The sequence below is a fragment of the Providencia hangzhouensis genome, assembly GCF_029193595.2.
GTDB lineage: Bacteria > Pseudomonadota > Gammaproteobacteria > Enterobacterales > Enterobacteriaceae > Providencia > Providencia hangzhouensis.
In genome coordinates, this window is the sequence record NZ_CP135052.1 from 1,054,837 (window position 1) to 1,075,577 (window position 20,741).

The 20,741-nt window shown below is 41.5% G+C and carries 20 protein-coding genes; 17 read left to right on the forward strand and 3 right to left on the reverse strand.

Annotated elements, in window-relative coordinates; all coding sequences use genetic code 11:
* Positions 1-147: 147 nt before the first annotated feature.
* From PZ638_RS04615 to megL, 3 genes are read left to right on the forward strand one after another with little or no spacing between them, the layout of a single operon-like run.
* Positions 148-1,335, forward strand: a complete 1,188-nt coding sequence (locus PZ638_RS04615) for an NAD(P)/FAD-dependent oxidoreductase (protein WP_112307819.1) — start codon at positions 148-150, stop codon at positions 1,333-1,335.
* A 13-nt stretch (positions 1,336-1,348) separates the two neighbouring features.
* Positions 1,349-1,741 (forward strand): helical membrane plugin domain-containing protein, encoded by a 393-nt coding sequence (locus tag PZ638_RS04620; protein WP_094960905.1) that lies wholly within the window; start codon positions 1,349-1,351, stop codon positions 1,739-1,741.
* A gap of 15 nt (positions 1,742-1,756) precedes the next feature.
* Complete coding sequence (megL, locus tag PZ638_RS04625; protein WP_272674861.1) at positions 1,757-2,959, forward strand: methionine gamma-lyase; 1,203 nt, start codon at positions 1,757-1,759, stop codon at positions 2,957-2,959.
* A gap of 76 nt (positions 2,960-3,035) precedes the next feature.
* Here the strand turns inward: megL and PZ638_RS04630 are convergent, their stop codons facing one another.
* Positions 3,036-4,403 (reverse strand): amino acid permease, encoded by a 1,368-nt coding sequence (locus tag PZ638_RS04630; protein ID WP_094960907.1) that lies wholly within the window; start codon positions 4,401-4,403, stop codon positions 3,036-3,038.
* Between the two features lie 178 nt (positions 4,404-4,581).
* Here PZ638_RS04630 and queE point away from each other — a divergent pair, with 178 nt between their 5' ends.
* On the forward strand, positions 4,582-5,253 hold the full coding sequence (queE, locus tag PZ638_RS04635; RefSeq protein WP_144140605.1) for a 7-carboxy-7-deazaguanine synthase QueE: 672 nt from the start codon (positions 4,582-4,584) through the stop codon (positions 5,251-5,253).
* A gap of 65 nt (positions 5,254-5,318) precedes the next feature.
* On the opposite strand, the gene PZ638_RS04640 is transcribed toward queE, so the two are convergent.
* Together PZ638_RS04640 and queD are read right to left on the reverse strand one after the other, a co-directional pair.
* Positions 5,319-5,936 carry a YagU family protein gene (locus PZ638_RS04640; RefSeq protein ID WP_004260761.1) on the reverse strand — a complete coding sequence of 206 codons (618 nt, stop codon included), beginning with the start codon at positions 5,934-5,936 and terminating at the stop codon, positions 5,319-5,321.
* Positions 5,937-6,214: 278 nt separating this feature from the next.
* Positions 6,215-6,580 carry a 6-carboxytetrahydropterin synthase QueD gene (gene queD / locus PZ638_RS04645; RefSeq protein ID WP_004913900.1) on the reverse strand — a complete coding sequence of 122 codons (366 nt, stop codon included), beginning with the start codon at positions 6,578-6,580 and terminating at the stop codon, positions 6,215-6,217.
* A gap of 343 nt (positions 6,581-6,923) precedes the next feature.
* Between queD and cysJ the strand changes: the two genes are divergently transcribed.
* From cysJ to PZ638_RS04710, 13 genes are all read left to right on the forward strand, one after another.
* A complete protein-coding gene (gene cysJ / locus PZ638_RS04650; RefSeq protein WP_272674862.1) occupies positions 6,924-8,729 on the forward strand; it encodes an NADPH-dependent assimilatory sulfite reductase flavoprotein subunit in 1,806 nt (601 codons plus the stop codon).
* Positions 8,729-10,462: an assimilatory sulfite reductase (NADPH) hemoprotein subunit gene (gene cysI / locus PZ638_RS04655; protein WP_004260751.1), complete on the forward strand. Its 1,734-nt coding sequence runs from the start codon at positions 8,729-8,731 to the stop codon at positions 10,460-10,462. Before cysJ ends, cysI begins: the two co-directional genes overlap by 1 nt.
* The gene (cysH, locus tag PZ638_RS04660; protein ID WP_144140609.1) at positions 10,459-11,193 is read left to right on the forward strand and encodes a phosphoadenosine phosphosulfate reductase; all 735 of its coding nucleotides are present in this window, start codon (positions 10,459-10,461) and stop codon (positions 11,191-11,193) included. The genes cysI and cysH overlap by 4 nt, the downstream gene beginning before the upstream one ends.
* 903 nt (positions 11,194-12,096) lie before the next feature.
* Positions 12,097-13,509 (forward strand): siroheme synthase CysG, encoded by a 1,413-nt coding sequence (gene cysG / locus PZ638_RS04665; protein WP_094960912.1) that lies wholly within the window; start codon positions 12,097-12,099, stop codon positions 13,507-13,509.
* A 13-nt stretch (positions 13,510-13,522) separates the two neighbouring features.
* Positions 13,523-14,431 (forward strand): sulfate adenylyltransferase subunit CysD, encoded by a 909-nt coding sequence (gene cysD, locus PZ638_RS04670; RefSeq protein ID WP_272674714.1) that lies wholly within the window; start codon positions 13,523-13,525, stop codon positions 14,429-14,431.
* A gap of 36 nt (positions 14,432-14,467) precedes the next feature.
* Complete coding sequence (cysN, locus tag PZ638_RS04675) at positions 14,468-15,910, forward strand: sulfate adenylyltransferase subunit CysN (protein WP_144140611.1); 1,443 nt, start codon at positions 14,468-14,470, stop codon at positions 15,908-15,910.
* Positions 15,911-15,915: 5 nt separating this feature from the next.
* Positions 15,916-16,524, forward strand: a complete 609-nt coding sequence (gene cysC / locus PZ638_RS04680) for an adenylyl-sulfate kinase (protein WP_004260739.1) — start codon at positions 15,916-15,918, stop codon at positions 16,522-16,524.
* 160 nt (positions 16,525-16,684) lie between these two features.
* A complete protein-coding gene (ftsB, locus tag PZ638_RS04685) occupies positions 16,685-16,972 on the forward strand; it encodes a cell division protein FtsB (protein WP_004260736.1) in 288 nt (95 codons plus the stop codon).
* A gap of 67 nt (positions 16,973-17,039) precedes the next feature.
* Positions 17,040-17,777 (forward strand): 2-C-methyl-D-erythritol 4-phosphate cytidylyltransferase, encoded by a 738-nt coding sequence (ispD, locus tag PZ638_RS04690; RefSeq protein ID WP_004260733.1) that lies wholly within the window; start codon positions 17,040-17,042, stop codon positions 17,775-17,777.
* Between the two features lie 9 nt (positions 17,778-17,786).
* Positions 17,787-18,299 (forward strand): 2-C-methyl-D-erythritol 2,4-cyclodiphosphate synthase, encoded by a 513-nt coding sequence (gene ispF, locus PZ638_RS04695; RefSeq protein WP_004260732.1) that lies wholly within the window; start codon positions 17,787-17,789, stop codon positions 18,297-18,299.
* Complete coding sequence (gene truD, locus PZ638_RS04700; RefSeq protein ID WP_144140613.1) at positions 18,265-19,323, forward strand: tRNA pseudouridine(13) synthase TruD; 1,059 nt, start codon at positions 18,265-18,267, stop codon at positions 19,321-19,323. Before ispF ends, truD begins: the two co-directional genes overlap by 35 nt.
* The gene (gene surE / locus PZ638_RS04705; RefSeq protein ID WP_004260729.1) at positions 19,301-20,062 is read left to right on the forward strand and encodes a 5'/3'-nucleotidase SurE; all 762 of its coding nucleotides are present in this window, start codon (positions 19,301-19,303) and stop codon (positions 20,060-20,062) included. Before truD ends, surE begins: the two co-directional genes overlap by 23 nt.
* Positions 20,059-20,685 carry a protein-L-isoaspartate(D-aspartate) O-methyltransferase gene (locus PZ638_RS04710; protein WP_004260727.1) on the forward strand — a complete coding sequence of 209 codons (627 nt, stop codon included), beginning with the start codon at positions 20,059-20,061 and terminating at the stop codon, positions 20,683-20,685. Before surE ends, PZ638_RS04710 begins: the two co-directional genes overlap by 4 nt.
* The last annotated feature ends 56 nt before the right edge of the window (positions 20,686-20,741 follow it).

Consider the following 20,741-nt stretch of genomic DNA (forward strand, 5'->3'; position numbering starts at 1 on the left):
TATATATGTAAGTGATTAGTTTTAATTGTTGTTTTTAAAATTATATTCTAATTATTGTATTAGCATTAATTCACTATGAACTATATTTATAACAGGTAGGTGGTATGTCGTATAGAATTTAATTATATATAAATGGTGGTTAATGTTATGAAAAATATAGTTATTGTTGGCGGTGGAACGGGTGGGACGATGCTAGCAAATACACTTGCTAGAAAATTGAGTAGAGAAATTTTTTCGAAGAAAATAAAAATAACATTAATTACTGATAATTCAATCCATTATTATAAACCTGCATTTATGTATGTTGCTTTTAATTTATTTTTTAAGGATGAACTGAGTCGCCCTGAAAGAGAATTGCTAAGACCTGAAATAGAGTTAGCCATTGATAAAATAGAGCATTTTGATTTTAAAAATAAAGCGCTAAACTCTAAGCATGGAAAAAAATATAACTATGATTTTCTTGTGATTGCAACAGGTTGCATACCTAAACCTGAGCGAATTGAAGGTTTAAAAGATATCGGTAACCACTTTTATGCATATGAAGCATCGAGAAAGCTAGCAGATCAACTTGCTAAGATTGAAAAAGGTCGAATTTTTATTACGGTATCATTCCCTGAAACGCCAAATGTACCCCATCAGTGTGGCATCGCGCCGATGGAAACAACATTAATGATTGATGAATTTTTACGTAAACGTCGAGTTAGGGATAGTATTGAAATCGTTTATACCTATCCAACAGTTTCACAATTATTGCGTAACTGTTTATTCATGCAACAACCTGTTTGTGAAGTTATTCCTGAAGTATTTACTGCTAAAAATATTAAAGCTCAGAGAGGGTTTACTTTAGATAAAGTTGATCCAGATAAAAAAATAGCTTATTCGAAAGAAGGTGATGAGCAAAATTTCGACTTATTGATCAGTACTCCGCCAATTACCGCGGTTGAGGCAGTTATTAATACCGGATTAAGTGAGCATAATAATGGTGAAGGTTGGTTACCTACCGACCATGAAACTATGCAAGTTTATGGTGTTGATGGCGTTTATGTTATAGGTGATACCGTTGATTTACCGATCAGTAAAGCAGGTGGAAGCTGTCATAATCAGGCTGCAATTATAGCTGATAATATCTGCGGAGAATTAATTTATGGTTATCCGGCAGCTATCTATGATGGGCGAGTTCAAGCTGTTGCTCAAATGGGATTAACTGCAGGGATGCCTTTACAATACGATTATAAACACGATGTTATTCCTACGCCTCCGACTAAATTAGGGGGATTACTAAGAAATGGCTTTAATAGAGGTATTTATTGGGCTGCTATTCGTGGCTTAGTTTAAGGAGGAAATCAAAATGTCTAATAATGAAAATCAAAGTAAACTAATTGAACTTCTTAATTCTGAGTCGGGTGATCATTTCGCAGACAAATTAGCACCGCTATTACAATTGAATCGTTTAGATAATATTGTTGATTTACTTTCTCTAATTTCTGACCTTATTGACATTACTGATAATAGCACGGTAGAAAAACTGGCAAACTCATTTGAGGATACTCTAGCGCCAGTCTGGGAATTCGGCACTGCATATAATATGGCTAAAATGGAGGAAATATATAATAGTAAAAATCCAAATTTTCGTTCGGTGTATGCTTTATTAAAAGATCCAAATACATTACGTGGAATTAGTACCGTTTTACGAACCTTGCAAATAATGGGTTCTCGATTGTCTTCCCCCCAAGAGGGATAATATTTCGGAGGTGGTATGATATTAGATAGACTGTATTCTTTTGATACGCGTGTGATACATAATTACTATGATGCAGCCGAAAATTTAGGATCACTAGCTTCTCCTATTTATCAAACGTCAACTTACGTATTTGATAGTGTTGAAGAAGGTGCCGCTTGTTTTAGCGGTGAATCGGATGGGTATATTTATACACGAATAAATAACCCAACATTAAGTTTGTTGGAAAAGCGGCTTGCTGATTTAGAAGAGGGGGATGCCGCAATTGTATTTTCTTCAGGGATGGGGGCAATAACATCGACTCTTTGGACCTTACTAAGCCCAGGAGATGAGCTGTTAGTTGATATGACGGTTTATGGCTGTACATATGCATTCTTTCATCATGGGTTAGCTCGATTTGGTGTCAAAGTTCGTCACATTGATATGAGAGACCCAAATAATGTGGCACAGGAACTCACTGAAAAAACAAAGATGATATTTTTCGAATCACCTGCAAACCCAAATATGCGCTTAGTTGATATTAATGCTGTGAGTAATATCGTTCATCAATATAACCTTGCAAATAACCAAGAAATATTGGTGACAGTAGATAATACCTATTGTACTCCTTACATTCAAAAACCACTTGAGCTTGGAGCGGATATCGTTGTTCATTCATTAACGAAATATATGAATGGGCATGGTGATGTGATGGCTGGCGCTGTTATAACAACTGAGGAATTAGCGAAGCAAATCAGATTGGTTGGGCTGAAGGATATGACTGGAGCATGTTTATCCCCTCATGATGCAAACCTGATATTGCGAGGAATGAAAACACTGCCAATCAGAATGGAAAGAGTGGTTGAGAATGCACAGAAAGTTGCGGAATATTTGGCCTCACTATCTGAAGTTTCTCAAGTGATGTATCCGGGTTTACCGAGTTTTCCTCAATACACATTAGCTCAAAGGCAAATGAAGCTGCCTGGAGGGATGATTGCTTTTGAACTTGGAGGGGGACTTGAGGCGGGTAAGCAGTTTCTGAACCGTTTACAGCTATTTTCTTGTGCGGTTAGCTTAGGTGATTGTGAGTCATTGGCCCAGCACCCTGCAAGTATGACCCATTCTACTTACACTGCTGAGGAACGAAAACAGTATGGGATTAGTGATGGGCTTATTCGTTTGTCAGTTGGGTTAGAAAGCGCTAATGATTTGATTGCCGATATTAAGCAGGCGCTCATTTGATACCAAAATAGGTAACAAAAGGCCCTATATCATATAAATATAGGGCCTAAATTTACTTTACGAATGCTTTAGTCGATTAAGGTTTTTGAAATTTACGCATGACAAAGAAGGTGACGCTCAATATAGCGACCCATGCAAACCCGACGAGAAGGGCAACTTGTGTATCTTTAAAGAAGCCAAGTAGCGCGATAACAAAGACCATAAATGCGATAGTAATTGCAGGGCCAATTGGCCAGAACGGTACAGGGAATTTGAGTTTTTTAACCTCTTCAGGGCTCATTTGGCGGCGCATTGCGACATGAGAAAGTAGTATCATTAACCAGACCCAAACGGTCGCAAAGGTTGCGATTGACGCAATAATCACAAAGATTTTTTCTGGAAGTAGGTAGTTTAAATAAACGCCCAGTAACATGACAACAGACATCACCAGTACAGTGACCCAAGGCACCCCACTTTTCGTCAACTTGGTAAAGACTTTTGGTGCTTGTTTGTCTTGTGCCATACCATACATCATGCGACCAGCACCGAAAATATCACTATTGATAGCTGAAATTGCCGCAGTGATCACCACGATATTTAAGATATTTGCCGCTGATTGAATGCCTAAGCTATCAAAAATTTGGACGAATGGACTGCCATTTTGACCAATTTGATTCCACGGATAGATACACATCAGAATAAAAAGAGTTAAGCCATAGAATAATAAAATACGAATGGGTACCGCATTGATTGCTTTAGGAATAGTTTTCTCTGGGTTTTGCGCTTCACTGGCGGTAATACCGATCACTTCGATACCCCCAAAGGCGAACATTACGATAGCTAAGGACGCGATAACGCCTTCAATGCCGTTTGGCATAAAGCCACCGTGTTCCCATAGATTTTGGATACCCACCGCATGGTCAGTTTCTTGGCCGAAGCCGTAGAACATTAAGAAGGCTCCACCAACAATCATTGCGATGATTGCAGAGACTTTTACGATAGACAGCCAAAATTCCATTTCACCAAAAATTTTAACGTGGCATAAATTGAGTGCGCTAATAAATAGCACGATACTTAATACCCACACCCATTGGTCGACATGAGGGAACCAAAACCCCATGTACATCCCAAAAGCGGTAATATCAGCCAAGCAAACGACCAACATTTCAAATACGTAGTTCCAGCCAGTTAAAAAACCAGCTAAGGGCCCCATGTAATGGCTAGCGTAGTGAGAGAATGAACCGGGTACTGGGTGATGTACAGCCATCTCGCCTAAGGCTCGCATGACCATAAATACAGCGGCACCACCGACCATATAAGCGAGTAGCACAGCAGGCCCTGCCGCTTGAATTGCGGAAGCAGACCCATAAAATAAGCCGGTACCAATCGCTGACCCTAAAGCCATAAAGCGAATGTGCCGAACACTCAGTCCCTTTCTGAGTTGATTTTGTTCACTACTTTGCATGTCTTTTCCTGTCTTTTTCTTCGTTCGATATATTGTTCCGAATAGGCTTTCGGTATTGTTTATTAAGTCGGACGTACTTTATTGAACCTTAAGGTGGCTACATTATCACAAACTTCCTTGTTCGTGAGATAGATATCTGCAATATAATGCGTGCTCAGCTAACTATTTTAGGAGTGATATGAAATACCCAATTAATGAAATCTTCCAAACCATTCAAGGAGAGGGGGTTTTTACTGGTGTTCCAGCCGTATTTATTCGTTTGCAGGGCTGCCCAGTTGGATGTAGCTGGTGTGATACCAAACAAACATGGGAAAAAGAACAAGATAAAGAATCTACCCTAGGGGATATCGCACTTAAAACGATTGATTCAGATGCATGGGCTATGGCAGATGGTGAGGCATTGGTTCAATTAATGAAAGAAAAACACTTCAGCGCACAGCATATTGTTATTACAGGCGGTGAGCCCTGTATTTATGATTTACAGCCACTGACTGGGATATTAGAACAACATGGATATCAATGCCAAATTGAAACTAGCGGCACATACCCTATTCAATGCACTGATAACACATGGGTTACTGTATCACCAAAAGTCGGTATGAAAGGAGGACTGCAGGTGATCAGCCAAGCAGTAAATCGTGCCAATGAAATTAAACATCCTGTTGCTCGCGAGAAAGATATTGATGCACTTGAGAAAATTTTAGCATTACGTACTGTCGAAACGCCTCCAGTAGTGGCATTACAGCCAATCAGCCAAAAAGCGGCAGCAACAAAATTGTGTATTGAAACCTGTATTCAACGCAACTGGCGTTTATCAATTCAAACACATAAGTATTTGGATATTCAATAATAAAAAATAGCGATGGTTTTTAGTAACCCCCAAGAGTTAGAAAACACTCATTGGGGGCCTTTAAATTACCTAAATGGTTGGTTTAATGGTACTTCAGGATCTGGCTCATGAGTAATACGGTTACGTAAGTCACGGCGAATAATTTCAATAGACCAAAACCAAATTAAATGGCCAAATATTTCTGAAACATTCTCATACCATGGTAGGTCGAAGAGTGGAGGGGTGAGCCCCATAAGAGGGAAAGAAATCATATGGACAAATAATTGCGCCAGTGCACCCGCTAACAACCCTTGCCATAGCTTAATTTTAGGGAATACTTCAGCAACAATACAATATCCGACAGCAAACACGATAGAAAATATGATGTGGGTAACACCCACAGAGTTAAAAACGTGCCCAGCAAAGGTGTAAACTGCAGAGTTAGGGTCGGCAATTCCTAACCAATCCCTTAAGAAAATATAAGGTGGGTTGAGGAAGTTACGTGAGCAGTCAATTTGTTCTGCTGCACGGATCAGCGTTTCTGGCGAACAAGCTGCGTTGAACATATCCGTTGGGCTTCTTGGTGGTAATGGGACTTCAGCCCCCCATTTGACAAACGAAGAGACGATACCAGCGATTAGACCAATAAATGCGGCCAGTCCATAACGCCTTCTGGATTTTGGTGTTTGTTGAAATAAATGCATTTTCCCTGCCTTATTAAGAGTAAATAATGGTAAATAATAGATCAGGTTATAATTTAATGCACTATGTCAAATTAAAGTTTTTATATCCTTAATTTCAAGGGGGAATGTCAGCCACTGATTGCTTTTTGCCCCTCATTTATTTTCAAAATCTATTAGGCTTGCCGCCTGAGGTGCTTGTGTCCCTATATTATATTTCTATATTTATGAATGTTATTTTGCCCAGCTATCAAAATGGCTGCGTAAAATAACATTACATTATATTTGTAGCACTTGTACTTTTAAGCTTCTCCGCGATAGACGCAACCTGCATTGCAGGTTTCTTTTACGGTAACCGCACTTAATAAGGGTAGTAAAGGCTTAGTTTGTTGCCAAATCCACTGCGCTAATACCTCACTGGTTGGGTTTTCTAACCCTTCGATATCATTTAAATAATGATGGTCTAAGCGTTCCCAAATAGGTTTAAACGCGGCTTTTACGTCGGAAAAATCAATAATCCAACCACTATGGGAGTCGACTTCACCAGTAATTTCTAAACGCACCATGAAAGAATGCCCATGGAGACGGCCACACTTATGACCCTCTGGGACATGAGGTAATTTGTGGGCAGCTTCGAAAGTGAAATCTTTATAGATTGTTGTGCTCATATGTGGCTCCTTGTTGTGAATAAACAGCGTATTGTACTGCATTTTTAGGTGAAAATATCTTTAATTACTAAAATAGCGTTAACCGCTTTTATCAATATGATCCATCAGTTAATTGCTTTAGGCTTTTTAGTTATTAATTATGGCTATCGTTTCTTATCCCATTATCTAGGGTTGTTATAACCTAACTGCATACCCTATATGTTTCAGGTACTGCGGTATTTTTTGCTTTATTACCTTAATTATTTGGGTGAATGAGCAAGTGTTAGGTTGTCGGTCTTTTCTGGGGTAATGACATGGCGTCGTTTTTAAAATCAAAGATGAATAACACTGGGGTTACAAGATAATGACAAAAAAACAGCCGCCATTAGCGGCGCTGCCAATATCTGTTGAGCAATTAGCACGTTTACAGACGGCCGTTGATGATTTTTCATCCCATCAACTCGCATGGCTTTCTGGTTATTTGTGGGGAATAGTAAATCAGAATACGCAAGTTGATGCATCTGTCAGTGCGCCTGTGGTTACCCAAGATACGGTCACAATCATCTCTGCATCACAGACAGGAAATGCACGCCGCCTATCAGAGCAGCTTAGAGAGCGTTTAGTCGGTGAAAAAATTAGTGTGAATTTAGTGAATGCAGGGGATTATAAATTCAAACAAATTAACCAAGAGAAAGTGTTAGTTGTTGTAGCCTCAACGCAGGGTGAAGGGGAGCCAGCTGAAGAAGCGATTGCATTATACAAATATCTTCATTCTAAAAAAGCGCCAAATTTATCACAAACCAGTTATGCGGTTTTTGCGCTGGGGGATTCATCTTACGAAAAATTCTGTCAAGCAGGTAAAGATTTCGATTCACAGCTTGCATCATTAGGGGCGACGTCATTAACCGAGCGAATTGATGCGGATGTTGAATACCAAGGGATTGCGGATGAGTGGGTTGAAAGCCTCACTCAGATTTTAAAAGCTCGCGTTCCTGCTCAAAGTGATAGCCAATTATTGGCGACTCAAGCAGGAAGTGTGAATGAAATTCATTCATCACCTTATAGTAAAACCGCACCATTGACTGCGTCACTTCTTAGCAATCAAAAAATAACCAGTCGGGACTCACAAAAAGATGTTCGCCATATTGAAATTGATCTCGGTGACTCTGGTTTACGTTATCAACCTGGTGATGCACTAGGTGTTTGGTTCGATAATGACCCTGCTTTAGTTGATGAGCTGGTGGCTTTGTTGTGGCTGCAAGGTGATGAAGAAGTCTTTATTGGTTCGCAGCGCCACTCATTACGTGATGCGCTGATTTATCAATTAGAACTGACACAAAATACTCCAGTGATTGTCGAAAAATATGCTCAGTTATCAAAAGACGATGCTCTATTGTCATTAATTAGCGATAAAGCCGCTATTTTGCACTACGCACAAAATACGCCAATCGTCGATATGGTACGCCAAGCGGCATCTCAGCCTACTGCCCAAGAATTTGTTGACCTACTGCGTCCGCTAACCCCTCGTTTGTACTCGATTTCTTCTTCCCAATCTGAAGTAGAAAATGAAGTTCATGCAACGGTTGGCGTTGTCCGCTATGAGATTGATGGTAAGGCGCGTACTGGTGGTGCGTCAGGTTTCTTAGCCGATCGCTTAAATGAGGATGATGAACTTCGTATATTCATTGAGCACAATGATAACTTTCGACTGCCACAAGACCCAAATACGCCTGTGATCATGATTGGCCCTGGTACAGGGATAGCGCCATTTCGTGCTTTCTTACAGCAGCGTGACAATGACGGTGCGACAGGAAAAAATTGGTTATTTTTTGGTAATCCACATTTTGTTGATGACTTTCTCTACCAAGTGGAATGGCAGCGTTATGTCAAAGACGGTTTACTAACCCATATTTCATTAGCGTGGTCTCGCGACCAGCAAGAAAAAATTTACGTACAAGATAAACTTCGCGAACAAGGTGAAGAAGTTTGGCAATGGTTACAAGAAGGTGCGCACATCTATGTGTGTGGTGATGCAAACCGCATGGCCAAAGATGTTGAACAGGCATTATTAGATATCGTCAGTCAATATGGGAACATGGACAGTGAAGAGGCTGATGAATTTTTAAGTGAGTTGCGCGTAATGCGCCGTTATCAGAGGGATGTTTATTAATGAGCAATGAACAACAACAAAAGCCCTTAATTGTCGAAGGTAAACTCGCAGACAGTGAACGCATGAAGCAAGACAGTAATTACTTGCGTGGAACCATTAAGGATGACTTAAAAAATGGGTTAACGGGGGGATTTGAGGGTGATAATTTCCTGTTGATTCGCTTTCACGGTATGTACCAACAAGATGACCGTGATATTCGTGCCGAGCGAGCGGAACAAAAACTCGAGCCTCGCCATGCAATGATGCTACGTTGTCGTTTGCCGGGCGGCATTATTACACCCAAGCAATGGCTTGATATTGATAAGTTTGCCACAGAGCACACGCTGTATGGCAGTGTGCGCATTACGAATCGGCAAACATTTCAGTTCCATGGCATCTTAAAAGGGGATGTAAAGCCTGCCCATCAAATGTTAAGTCACGTTGGTTTAGATGCCCTTGCAACGGCGAATGACGTCAACCGTAACGTGTTATGTACCTCTAACCCCGTGCAATCTGAATTGCACCAACAAGCTTATGAATGGGCAAAGAAAATATCTGAACATTTATTACCGCGCACTAGTGCTTACGCGGAAATTTGGTTAGATAAAGAAAAAATAGTGACAACGGATGAAGAGCCAATTTTAGGGCAAACTTATTTGCCAAGAAAATTTAAAACCTCTGTCGTGATCCCGCCATTAAACGATGTGGATTTGCATGCAAATGATATGAACTTTGTTGCGATAGCCCAAAATGGTGAGTTGATCGGTTTTAACGTGCTGGTGGGCGGTGGCCTTGCTATGACTCATGGTGATACGGCGACATTTCCTCGCTTAGCCAGTGAGTTTGGGTTTATTCCATTAGAGAAAACGTTAGCCATTGCAGAAGCGATAGTGACTACCCAACGGGATTGGGGAAATCGTACTGAACGTAAAAATGCGAAAACCAAATATACCCTTGAGCGAGTGGGAGTTGATACTTTCAAAGCTGAAGTCGAAAGGCGCTCAGGCGTAGTTTTCGAACCTATTCGCCCATATGAATTTACTGAACGCGGTGACAAGATTGGCTGGCTTAAAGGCATTGATAACCGTTGGCACCTAACATTGTTTATTGAAAATGGTCGATTAATTGATTTAGAAAATAAACCATTAAAAACCGGCGTGGCTGAAATTGCACGTATTCACCAAGGGGACTTTCGTTTAACGGCAAACCAAAACTTAATTGTTGCGGGTGTGCCCGAAAGTGAAAAAGCGGCAATTGAAGCGATTGCTAGATCTCATGGGTTAATGAGTGATGACATTACGGCACAACGTGAAAATTCCATGGCTTGTGTATCATTTCCAACTTGCCCGCTCGCGATGGCCGAAGCAGAACGTTTTTTACCTGAATTTATTAGTCAAGTGGAAAGTATCATGGCCGCTCATCAAGTTGCCAATGAACATATCGTTTTGCGGGTAACGGGTTGCCCTAATGGCTGTGGGCGAGCCATGCTGGCGGAAGTAGGGCTGGTCGGTAAAGCGATGGATAGATATAACTTACATTTAGGTGGAAATCGCATTGGCACCCGTATTCCACGCATGTACCGTGAAAACATCACTAGTACAGAGATTTTAGCTATTTTGGATGAGTTAATCGGTGATTGGGCGAAAAACCGTCTACCTAATGAAGGATTTGGCGATTTTGTTATTCGCACCAATGTTGTTAAGCCCGTATTGAATTCTGCTGTTGATTTTTATGAGGTTAAGGAGGCAGTATGAGCCGACTTGAACTAGCAACACTCATCGAACTCGATAAGCCCCAACAAATCGCTTATCTCGCTGAGTCTAATTCCCGGTTAGAAGCAATGAATGCATTGCAGCGGGTTGAGTGGGCGGTTGAATACTTACCGACTGAGTTTGTGTTGTCTTCCAGCTTTGGTATCCAAGCGGCACTGACATTGCATATGGTGACGCAAATTGTGCCTAATATCCCAGTTATTTTAACGGATACTGGTTATTTGTTCCCAGAAACCTATCAGTTTATTGAAGTGTTAACAGATAAGCTGAATTTAAATTTGCAGGTGTATCGAGCCAAACAGTCACCGGCTTGGCAAGAAGCGCTGTATGGTCAACTTTGGACACAAGGGCTTGATGGTATTGAGCGTTATAACCAATTGAATAAAGTTGAGCCGATGGAGCGCGCGTTACATGAATTACAAGCACAAACCTGGTTTTCTGGTTTACGGCGAGAACAATCAGCAAGCCGTGCAAGTTTGTCTGTACTAGGTATCGGGAAAGGGATTTTTAAAGTTTTACCAGTGATTGATTGGAATAATAAGCAAGTTTATGAATATCTAACAAAATATGATTTACCCTACCATCCGTTGTGGGAACAAGGGTATTTATCGGTTGGCGATACCCATACAACTCGCAAATGGGAAGAGGGTATGAATGAAGAAGATACGCGTTTTTTTGGTTTAAAGCGTGAGTGCGGGCTTCATGAAAACTAAATATTCGTCATAATTCAATCTGCAGCGTTGTTGGCTACGTGCACTCGCACTAGTCACATACTGGTGTATGCTCCTAGCGACTCATTTACTTGCCGCCTAGCTGCAACTTGAATTATTTAGAATATTGATTAGGTCATAATTCAATCTGCAGCGTTGTTGGCTACGCGCACTCGCACTAGTCACATACTGGTGTATGCTCCTAGCGACTCATTTACTTGCCGCCTAGCTGCAACTTGAATTATTTAGAATATTGATTAGGTCATAATTCAATCTGCAGCGTTGTTGGCTACGCGCACTCGCACTAGTCACATACTGGTGTATGCTCCTAGCGACTCATTTACTTGCCGCCTAGCTGCAACTTGAATTATTTAGAATATTGATTAGGTCATAATTCAATCTGCAGTGTTGTTGGCTACGCGCACTCGCACTAGTCATATACTGGTGTATGCTCCTAGCGACTCATTTACTTGCCGCCTAGCTGCAACTTGAATTATTTAGAATATTGATTAGGTCATAATTCAATCTGCAGTGTTGTTGGCTACGCGCTATTCGAATAATTTAGAGTGTTGATTAGTCATGTTTCACGTTATGACTTGAGTTTAAAATATAAATAATTACGAATTTAATAAAATATTTGTTTAATTACAAAGGGATACTTTTTATTAAAAATAAGTATCTCTTATTTTTCCCTTATTTTCAATTTTCTTATAAATATTATAAGTTTGCGTTAAGTGTTGTGTTTTTTTTGATATTAGCGGGTTTTAATGGCTTTTATACAAATTTTTTGGCTTATGCTTTTCAGTTACAAGAAAGAGCTTTTTGTCATTTCAAACCTATTACGTGAAGCCATATAGTCAATTGTCTATTTCTTATAATAAGTTTATATAACGATGGGTGAGCAAGATGGATTATTTACCATTATTTGTCGATGTCCGCACGCGAAAGGTCGTGTTAATTGGCGGCGGTGTGGTCGCAGCACGAAAAGCAGAATTGCTAATAAAAGCACAAGCTGACTTAGTGGTCATCTCACCGACGTTATGTACACAGTTACAAGCTGAACACCAACAAAATAAATTTGTTTGGTTAGCTGAAGATTACCAATCCATTCATTTAGATGATGCTTTTTTAGTTATCGCAGCAACAGATGATGCATTACTGAATGAAACGGTTTTCTATGACGCCAATGAACGAAAAATATTTGTTAACGTGGTTGATGACCAACCATTATGTTCATTTATTGTGCCTTCTATTATCGATCGCTCGCCAGTGATTGTGGCGATCTCTTCAGGGGGGACTGCGCCTGTATTAGCACGTTTACTCAGAGAAAAATTGGAAACGATGTTGCCAACTTCTTTGGGGAAAATGGCGGAAATAGCCGGCCGCTGGCGTCATAAAGTCAAAGAAACACTTACTAATATGCGTGAAAGAAAACGTTTTTGGGAAAAAAGTTTTAGTGGGCGTTTTGCCTCTTTAGTAGAAAAAGGGCAATTCAGTGAAGCGGAACAACAATTGGAACGTCAATTGTATGAGCCTGATAACCATGGCGAATTAATCTTAGTCGGTGCTGGGCCGGGTGATGCGGGGCTACTCACGTTAAAAGGGTTGCGAGTTTTACAAAGTGCAGAAGTGGTTTTGTATGACCATCTGGTGAGTGAGGAAATCCTCGAGTTAGTTCGCCGCGACGCTGACAAGATTTGTGTTGGGAAACGCGCAGGAAATCACAGTGTTTCCCAAGAAGAAACCAATGCTTTAATCGTGAAATTTGCTCAACAAGGTAAAAAAGTGGTGCGCCTTAAAGGTGGTGATCCTTTTGTTTTCGGGCGAGGAGGGGAAGAGCTACAAGTGGCGGCGCAAGCGGGGATCCCATTTCAAGTGGTTCCGGGTGTGACTGCAGCAATTGGTGCAGCCGCTTACGCAGGAGTTCCGCTGACTCACCGCGAACATTCACAAAGCATTACGTTTATTACGGGTCATTGCCGTGAAAATGGGATGGAACTTGATTGGCAGGCACTTGCTCGAGGAAACCAAACCTTAGCTATCTATATGGGGACCGTGAAGGCCGCGAAAATCAGCGAACAATTGATTCAATTTGGCCGTGCTGAAAATACCCCTGTAGCGGTTATCGGCTGTGGTACAAGGCGTGAACAAAAAGTAGTAACCGGAAAACTAGATGAACTTGAAGTGTTAGCACAGCAGGCACCAGCTCCTGCTTTGATAGTGGTTGGTGAAGTCGCTGCATTACACCAACAACTCGCATGGTTTGGTTCTCAAACTGAAGATATAAGATGGCGCAGTGCCGTATTGGAACTGGCTTAAGTAAGGGGCTATCGTGAACGACAAAAAATTGACTCATTTACAGCAGTTAGAGGCAGAAAGTATTCATATCATTCGTGAAGTTGCCGCCGAATTTGCTAACCCAGTCATGCTGTACTCTATTGGTAAAGATTCTTCCGTGATGCTGCATTTAGCACGCAAGGCATTTTATCCGGGAAAACTACCATTTCCTCTTTTACATGTTGATACCGGCTGGAAATTTCGTGAAATGTACGAGTTTCGCGATGCAACTGCAGAAAAATACGGCTTTGAGCTACTTGTTTATCGTAATCCTGAAGGGGAAAAATTAGGGATTAACCCGTTTGTGCATGGCAGCGCTAAGCACACAGATATTATGAAAACCGAGGGCTTAAAGCAGGCTTTAGATAAGTACGGTTTTGATGCTGCATTTGGTGGTGCTCGTCGTGATGAAGAGAAATCACGTGCCAAAGAACGGATCTACTCTTTCCGTGACCGATCTCATCGTTGGGATCCTAAAAACCAACGGCCTGAGTTGTGGCATAACTATAATGGACAGATCAATAAAGGGGAAAGTATTCGTGTTTTCCCGTTATCAAATTGGACTGAGCTCGATATCTGGCAATATATCTATTTGGAAAATATCGATATTGTTCCCCTGTATTTTGCAAAAGAGCAGCCGGTTATTCAGCGGGACGGCACTTTGTTAATGGTGGATGATAACCGTATTGACTTACAAGCTGGTGAAGTCATTAGTCAGCAAAAAGTGCGTTTTAGAACATTAGGTTGTTGGCCACTGACCGGAGCTGTGCCATCAGAAGCACAAACGCTGCCTGAGATTATAGAAGAAATGTTGATTTCCACAACGAGTGAGCGGCAGGGGCGGCTGATTGATAGCGACCAATCCGCTTCTATGGAGTTGAAAAAGCGCCAAGGTTATTTTTAGTGGGCAAGGTGAATACGCAAAGTCAGGAGAAAAATCATGGCACAAGCCGTTTATAATGAATCAATCGCTCATCAAATCGAACAGCAAGGTGGGGTAGAACCTTACTTATTGGCGCAGCAACAAAAAGGATTATTGCGTTTTTTAACCTGTGGTAATGTGGATGATGGTAAAAGTACCTTAATCGGCCGTTTACTGCATGATACCCGCCAAATATACCAAGATCAGCTGTCAACCTTGCAAAGTGACAGTAAGCGGATAGGGACTCAAGGGGAAAAGCTTGACCTTGCTTTGCTGGTGGATGGCCTTGCTGCTGAACGTGAGCAGGGGATCACAATCGATGTGGCTTATCGTTATTTTTCAACAGAAAAACGCAAATTTATTATTGCGGACACTCCCGGTCATGAACAATATACGCGCAATATGGCGACAGGGGCATCAACTTGCTCACTTTCTATTTTGTTGATCGATGCTCGAAAAGGGGTACAGGAGCAAACACGTCGACACAGTTTTATTAGTACATTGCTTGGGATTCGCCATCTTATTGTTGCCGTCAATAAAATGGATCTGGTGGATTACAGTGAAGCCATTTTTGAAAAAATAAAACAAGATTACAAAAAGTTTGCGATGGAATTGCCTGTGGATTTAAAGGTATGGTTTGTACCTATCTCTGCCCTAGATGGCGATAACATTGTAAATTCAAGTGATAATTTGAAATGGTATCAAGGTGATACGCTATTATCGATATTGGAAAATGTTCAAGTGGAACAAAAAGCCTCGGAGCAAGCTTTGCGTTTCCCTGTGCAATATGTGAACCGCCCAAATTTGGACTTTCGCGGATACAGCGGGACATTATCATCAGGTGTCGTGGAAGTGGGGCAAAAGGTTAAAGTGTTGCCCTCTGGCGCCATCTCAGCAATCAAAGAAATTGTGACATTTTCAGGGTTACAAGATTTCGCTGTGCCGGGGGAAGCAATTACATTAGTGCTTGAGGATGAAATTGATATCAGTCGTGGCGACTTAATTGTTGCACAAGATGAAACCTTACAAAGCACACAGCATGCCTCTGTTGATGTCGTGTGGATGTCTGAACAGCCGCTAGTTCAAGGCCAACAACTTGATATTAAAATTGCGGGAAAACGCAGTCGGGCAAAAGTAGAAAATATTCAATATCAAGTAGATATCAATAATTTAACGCAGAAAGTGGCGACAGAGCTGCCATTGAATGGTATTGGTTTAGTCGAATTTTCCTTTGATGAACCATTGTTACTGGAAAACTATCAACGCAATTCAGACACTGGCGGAATGATTTTTATTGATAGATTAACAAATGTGACCGTCGGAGCGGGTTTAGTCCGCGAAACACAAGCCCCTGTCTTTGAAAAAAATAGTAATTTTAGTGAATTTGAAATAGAGCTAAACAAATTAGTCCGCCGCCATTTCCCACATTGGGGTGCACGTGATGTTTTAGGTGGGAAATAATACGGATGACAAAAGAAAACCATATTGTTTGGCACCAACACGCGGTAACTCGCCAATTACGCGAAAGTAATAATGGCCATAAAGGTGCTGTGTTGTGGTTCACCGGGTTATCAGGTTCTGGGAAATCAACATTAGCGGGGGCAATAGAGAACCAACTTACGTCCATGGGAATGAAAACCTACTTGTTGGATGGCGATAATATTCGCCATGGTTTATGCCGTGATTTAGGATTTAGTGAGGCTGATAGACAAGAAAATATCCGTCGAGTGGGAGAGGTGGCTAAGTTAATGGTCGATGCGGGGTTAATTGTTGCGACTGCCTTTATCTCACCTTTCCAATCGGATAGACAGAAAGTTCGTGACTTGTTTGAACCCGAGCAATTTTTTGAGTTGTATGTGGACACCCCCGTAAATGTTTGTGAACAGAGAGACCCTAAGGGGTTATATCAACAAGCACGAGAAGGGAAAATAAAACAATTTACTGGGATTGATTCCCCTTATGAAGTACCACAACATCCTGAGCTGCATCTGGATGGTCAACAACCTATTTCGGATTCTCTTTCCCAAATCATTGCGCTTTTATTGCGCAATCATGTCATTCAGCTAGATTATTAATACAGCTAAAATACCTCCTTTATTTTATTCGATGGTAAAATAAGGCGGTATTTTGCGTATTCAAACCCGACTTAATCTGACTTTTTATCACAATTTCAGTATCACAGTGGCGTCAATCGTTGAGTTATGGGATGATTAGCAAATCATTTCAGGGGGCAAGATGGGTAAATTAACGCTACTATTAATTGCGATATTAGCTTGGTTACAGTATTCCTTATGGTTAGGCAAAAATGGCATACACGACTACGTACAAGTCAAAGATGATGTCGCCGCTCAGGAAATTGTAAATTCGCGTTTAAAAATGCGTAATGAACAGCTATTCGCTGAAATAAACGACTTAAATGATGGCCAAGATGCGATTGAAGAACGAGCTCGAACTGAGCTTGGGATGATCAAACCAGGGGAATCATTTTATCGGATGGTTAAAGAAAGTAATAACCAGAAATAGACATAATAAAATGATGTCAAAATAGTATACCCATTAGCCTGATAATTTCTGATGTAAGAATTCAACAATGACAAATCCAAACCATGCCCCAGAAAACAATCTCCCTCAAATTGTTGCACTGATTCCTGCTGCTGGGGTAGGTAGCCGTATGAATGCCGAGTGCCCAAAACAATATTTGCAGGTTGCAGGTAAAACGATCATTGAACATACCATAAGCGCATTGCTCGAAAATGATAAAGTGCAAGAGATTGTGGTTGCTTTGAGTGCAGAAGATGATTATTTTCAGCAGCTTGCAATTTCTAATGACCCACGAGTAACGACGGTTATTGGTGGCAAAGAACGTGCTGATTCAGTATTAGCAGGTCTGGATTTTTTAATCACTAACCCCAATTTTTCAGATTGCTGGGTATTAGTGCATGATGCGGCGCGTCCCTGCCTCCATCAATCAGATTTAAATGAAATTATTCAATTAGCAGCGGAAAAAAATTGTTGTGGTGGGATCCTCGCAGCCCCCGTACGCGACACCATGAAACGCAGCTCAATAGCGAGTCAATTAATTGACCACACTGTTGAACGTGAAGCGTTATGGCATGCGCTCACACCACAATTTTTTCCGTTAACATTATTACGGGACTGTCTAAGTAAGGCCTTGAAAGAAAACGCTGTGATCACAGATGAAGCTTCTGCGCTAGAGTATTGCGGCCACCAACCAGTGTTAGTTGCTGGCCGCGCTGATAATTTAAAAGTGACGCGCCCAGAAGACCTCACTTTAGCGGAATTTTATCTTTCAAGAATGAACAATTAAGGAAAAAAAATGAGAATCGGACACGGTTTTGACGTACACAAATTTGGTGGCGAAGGCCCTATTATCATTGGTGGTGTGCGTATCCCTTATGAACAAGGTTTGCTCGCGCACTCTGACGGTGATGTGGTATTGCATGCGTTAACTGATGCAATTCTCGGCGCTGCTGCATTAGGGGATATTGGTAAATTATTCCCTGATACTGACCCAGCATATAAAGGGGCGGATAGCCGAGTGTTATTGAGAGACGCGTTTTGCCATGTGCGTGCCAAAGGGTATCGCATTGGTAACATTGATATTACCATCATGGCACAGGCACCAAAAATGTTGCCACATATCGCGCAAATGCGAGTGAATATTGCCGAAGACCTTGAGTGCCACATGGATGATGTCAATGCGAAAGCGACCACAACCGAGCAATTAGGTTTTGTGGGGCGTAAAGAAGGCATTGCCTGTGCTGCAGTTGTTCTTTTAATAAAAGATAATAGTAATGAAAGTAATGAATGTTCAGTACCTGCATGGTAAGCCATTGTCTTCTGGCACATTAAAAAGTGTCCCAGAAGATTTTATCGTCAAAGAAGATTTAGGCTTTGAGCTAGATGGCGAAGGCGAACATGTTATGGTTCGTGTGGAAAAAACAGGCTGCAATACGGTGTTTGTTGCTGAACAACTAGCAAAATTTGCTAAAATTTCAGCGAGAGCGGTCAGTTACGCAGGTTTAAAAGATAGGCATGCAGTAACGGAGCAGTGGTTTTGCCTGCAAATGCCAGGTAAAGAAACACCTGTTTTTTCGACTTGGCAACTCGAAGGCTGCCGAATACTGGCTGTCACTCGGCAAAAACGCAAATTACGTATTGGTTCCTTGAAAGGAAACCAGTTCGAAATAACCTTGCGTGATATTTCAGATGCAAAAGACGTTGAGCAACGTTTACAGAAAGTTGCATTATCAGGGGTGCCTAATTACTTCGGTGAACAACGTTTTGGGCGCGATGGGCAAAATTTAACGCAAGCGTTGCGTTGGGCAAACCAAGAAATCAACGTACGTGAACGCAACAAGCGTAGTTTTTATCTTTCTGCTGCACGTAGTGCAATGTTTAATCATGTGGCAAGTGAACGTATTGCAAATAATACCGCTCAACACGTAATGTTGGGTGATGCGCTGCAATTAACCGGCAGAGGGAGTTGGTTTGTCGCGACACAAGATGAATTTGCTACATTGCAACCTCGCTTGGAGTCCAATGAATTAAGTATTACTGCCCCATTACCAGGTGATGGGGAATTGGGTACTCAGGATGAAGCACTGGCATTTGAAACCCAGCGTTTAGAGGATTATCAACCCTTTATCTCTTTAATGCAGCGCGAACGAGTTTCTTCAGCTAGACGGGCGGTAGTTGTTAAACCACAAAATTTACAGTGGGAATGGTTGGATGACTCGACGGTAAAACTGAATTTTTTCTTAAACTCGGGTTGTTTTGCAACCAGTGTTGTGAGAGAAATTATTAATCAAAATGGGCAGGATAATGTCGATGCTAAAGATTTTATTGAGTAATGACGATGGGGTAAATGCGCCGGGGATTCAAACCCTTGCGGCTGCGTTACGCCAATATTATCATGTTCAAGTGATTGCGCCTGACCGCAATCGAAGTGGGGCTTCGAACGCATTAACATTAGATAAACCACTTAAAATTCAGACGCTAAGTAATGGTGACCTTGCTGTACAAGAAGGCACACCGACAGATTGCGTCTATATTGGGGTGAATAAAGTGGTACGTCCACGCCCTGATATTGTTGTATCTGGTATCAACTGTGGCCCTAATTTAGGGGATGATGTTATTTACTCAGGCACGGTTGCAGCGGCAACGGAAGGCCGCCACTTAGGTTTACCTTCAATTGCGGTATCGCTAGATGGCGAAACGCATTACGAAAGTGCCGCTAAAGTGACATGCGATATTTTAGCGCTCTTACAGAAGAACCCATTGCGAGCAGGCAATATTTTAAATATAAATGTACCTGATATCCCGTACGAAGAGATTAAGGGTATCAAAGTCACTCGTTGTGGCAGCCGTCACGCCGCCTCTGAGGTGTATAGTTTAGAAGACCCGAAAGGGAATACACTGTATTGGTTAGGGCCTGTTGGTGAAATTCGTGATGCCAGCCCTGGAACGGATTTTGAAGCTGTGCAAAATGGCTATGTTTCCATCACCCCATTACAAGTTGATCTAACCGCTTATAAAGCACATTCATTAGTAGAAGAGTGGCTCGAAAAATCAGGAGTGTCAGTAAAATGAAAACAGGGCTCATGAAAGAACTTTTGGCTCAATTACGCCAACAGGGAATTCACGATGAGCGCCTATTAGATGCCATTTCACTCGTTCCTCGGGAACGGTTTGTGGATGAAGCGCTCTCCCATAAAGCCTATGACAATATCCCATTACCTATTGGGCATGGGCAAACTATTTCTCAGCCGTATATTGTTGCTAAAATGACGGCGCTATTAGCTTTAGCTCCGAATGATCACGTTCTTGAGATAGGGACAGGCTCAGGGTATCAAACAGCAGTATTGGCACACTTAGTTAAACATGTTTTTTCTGTTGAGCGGGTGAAGAGCTTGCAATGGGCTGCAAAACGGCGTTTGAAACAGCTTGATTTACATAATGTTTCAACGCGTCATGGAGATGGCTGGGAAGGTTGGCAATCTAAAGGGCCTTTTGATGCTATTATCGTTACTGCGGCACCAACAGAAATACCGGCTCTATTATTAGGGCAATTAAAAGATGGCGGGCGAATGGTTTTACCTGTCGGTGATAAAGAACAAGCATTGAAGCTAATTACTCGACGTGGTAATGATTACCATACTAATGTTATTGAAAAAGTCCGTTTTGTCCCATTGGTTGCCGGTGACCTCCTTTAACCTATTTGTAATGGTATTTAATCAAAGTCTGATTATTTTTATAATCGATTTAAATA